This window comes from Paenibacillus agaridevorans (assembly GCF_003112455.1).
Taxonomy (GTDB): domain Bacteria; phylum Bacillota; class Bacilli; order Paenibacillales; family Paenibacillaceae; genus Pristimantibacillus; species Pristimantibacillus agaridevorans.
Genome location: NZ_BDQX01000230.1, coordinates 37,197 through 40,135 on the forward strand (window position 1 = coordinate 37,197; position 2,939 = coordinate 40,135).

The 2,939-nt window shown below is 57.8% G+C and carries 2 protein-coding genes and 1 pseudogene; all 3 read right to left on the reverse strand.

Going from position 1 to position 2,939, the window contains the following annotated elements; translation table 11 throughout:
- A pseudogene (locus PAT3040_RS20195) lies at nucleotides 1–269 on the reverse strand (HelD family protein); the annotation flags it as partial.
- A 63-nt stretch (nucleotides 270–332) separates the two neighbouring features.
- Entirely contained in the window at nucleotides 333–632 is a 300-nt protein-coding gene (locus PAT3040_RS20200; RefSeq protein WP_373863959.1) for a DUF1294 domain-containing protein, read from the reverse strand.
- 37 nt (nucleotides 633–669) lie between these two features.
- Nucleotides 670–2,939 (reverse strand): ATP-dependent helicase HrpB (gene hrpB / locus PAT3040_RS20205; protein WP_108994142.1); only part of this gene is annotated, 2,270 nt, incomplete at its 5' end.

The following is a 2,939-nucleotide window of genomic DNA, read 5'->3' on the forward strand; positions in this document are numbered from 1 at the left end:
ATATAAAGAGCTTTCTCTTTGCCCGCTTCCGCTTCTATCGAAGTCTTTGCGATCTCCGGCAATTCCTGAAAGTCAATTCGTCCGAAATAAGGCTCTTTCATCGCAATTTCCAGCCGGCGCTTCCTCTCCTCGCGCTGCAAATCGAGCATTTGCTCGGTGAAATCGTTGCCCGTATAGCGCGGTCCGATCTCTCCAAGTTGCGCCTCGATATCCCGGAGCGACTCTGCCAATCTGCGTTGTTCCTCCGTATAGATGTCCTGCTCTTCCATCTCTCTTCCTCCCAACCGTAAAGAGCCGAGTCCGTTCAGACTCAGCTGCTTTGTCATTTACTGTTATTCCATTGCCCGCATGGCGCTAAACCCGATCAACGTCAAATAAACCAGGATATTCACGGCGACCAGATAAGGTATGCCTACCGTAAATGTTCGGTGCTGCGTCTTGTGACGCCACGTCTTCATGCCTGCCCAAATGCCAATAGCTCCTCCGATGGCGGCAAGCAAAAACAACTGCTTCTCCGGCACGCGCCGTCTCCCGCGCTGCTTGGCCCTTCGTTTGTCCCAGCCCATCAAGAGGAACGCCCACCCGCTTAATCCGATCCATAACAAGATACATACATAGATGATCGTCATCATGCCGTTCCTCCCTTAATCAAGATTCCTTTTCCCTCGTTCAAGACTTTGGCCGCGGCTTCGTTCTGTTTGTCGCCACGGCCTCGTATGGATTATCCGGCCATACATGCTTCGGATAGCGCCCCTTTAAGTCTTTCTTGACCTCGTAATAAGCAGTTTCCCAAAAACTTGCGAGATCCCGGGTAACCTGAACGGGCCTTTGCGCGGGCGACAGCAGATGAAGCGTAAGCGGCAGCGTGCCCCTCGCTATGCGAGGTGTCTCTTTTTGCCCGAACATCTCTTGCAGGCGGACAGCCAGTACAGGCATCTCGGGATTGCTATAATCGATAGGGATACGCGAGCCGCTCGGCACCACATAATGAGTGGGTACCTCCTCATCGAGCTCCTGACGCTGCTTCCATGTCAGCATGTCCTCTACGATAGACTGCATATTTAGTTTCTGCAGCTCGGCTTCCCTGCGTATGCCGTACACATGAGGCTTCAACCACTCGTCAAGCGTGGACAGCAGCCCCTCTTCGCTTGCATCGGGCCAGTCCGCGGCTCCGCTACCATTTATCAGCCGTATGCGCCCCAGCAAGGCGAGCGCTTGTTTGCTGAACGGGAGCATAGTCAACCCTCGCTGCCTAATGGCTTCGAGCAGCGCATCGGCAACCCGATCCGGATCGGCGTCAGCCATTGGCTTCTCCTGCAGCACGACAGCTCCCAATCTTAACCGTTCAAGCGCTCTTACGGCTCTCGCTCCGCTATCCCATTCCACAACCTTGTCGAGTCGCAGGAAGTCCGCAAGACCCGATTCCATCTCTGCGCTGGTGATCCCTTCCGCCAATCGGATGCTGGCCTCCTGCCCTGCATCGTCAAGCTCGCTTACAACCAGATACGGGAGCTGCGCCAGCGGGCCGTCTGCTTTCATCACGGCGCCACGGCCGTTCGCCAACAAATAACGGCCATCGCTTCTGCGCTTGGCCACCCGGTCCGGGAAGGCATACGCCAGCATCCGGCCGATAGATAAACGCTCTGCCCCGTTTCTAACCGTCGAGTCTTCCCGATCAAGCATTCTGTTCCACTGCTCCGCCAGCTGTCTTATCCGCTGGATGGCAGGATCATAGCCGTTGCCCCGGCGAAGCTCTGCCAGGCGAAGGCTTATATCCGGACTGCGCTCCGACGGCAGCAGGTCTCGTTCGCTGATGAGAGCGGCAAGCTCGCATGCCTCCCGGGCGCTGCCCTCCCTGGCGGAACGAAGCAACATGGAACCGATCCTGGGATGCAAACCCAGCTTGCAGATCCGCTTGCCTTCCGCTGTCGGCAAGCCGGATGCGTCCAGTACATCTAGCTCCTGAAGCAGCGAAACAGCTTGTCCGTAGGCGGACTCCGGAGGAGGCGTCATCCAATCCAGCTCGCCGGGATCTCTAATGCCCCACACGGACAGCTCCAGCGCCAGAGGCGCAAGATCCGTCTCCGCAATCTCCGGCTTGCCTTGCTCCGGGAGATAACGGTGCTCTTCCTCGGACCATATGCGATAGCAGACGCCTGGCGCCAGCCTGCCTGCGCGTCCCCGTCGTTGATCCGCGGAAGCCTTGGACACGGGTACAGTTTCCAGGCGGCTCATCCCGGTCCGTGACGAGAAGCGCGAGACGCGCATAAGCCCGCTGTCGACGACGATTTTCACGCCTGCTACAGTCAAGCTGGATTCTGCGATGGACGTCGCGAGCACGATCTTGCGTCTGCCGGCCGAACAAGGCGCGACAGCTTCCGTTTGCTCCTCGAGCCGCATGCCGCCATGCAGCTCGCGGATATCCACGACGGAAGACAGGTTAAGCGACTGCAGCGCTCTTGCCGTTCGACGAATTTCCCCGATTCCCGGGAGAAAGGCCAGCACGTCTCCGTCATGCATGCGCAGAGCATTGGCAATCGTCGCCGCCATAGAACGGTCAATCGATACGCGGTCCCGCTTCATGGGGGCATACACAGTCTCAACCGGATAACTTCTCCCCTTGCTTGTAATGATGTCCGCACCGCCAAGCAGCTCCGCAACAGGAGCGGAGTCCAGCGTCGCGGACATCACGAGGAGGCGCAGGTCATTGCGAAGCAATGTCTGCGTCTGAAGACTCAGCGCAAGACCGAGATCCCCATGCAGATGCCGCTCATGGAACTCGTCGAACAGAATGGCTCCGACTTCCTCGATCGCCTGATCGTCCTGGAGCATTCTTGTCAAAATGCCTTCCGTCACTACCTCGATGACGGTACGCGGACCGATCTTCGAATCCAGCCGAACGCGGTAACCGACTCTGTCGCCGACCTGCTCGCCAAGCT

Excerpts from the sequence above, each read along its gene's own strand:
- PAT3040_RS20200 (WP_373863959.1), bottom strand. The coding sequence starts at position 632 with ATGATGACGATCATCTATGTATGTATCTTGTTATGGATCGGATTAAGC.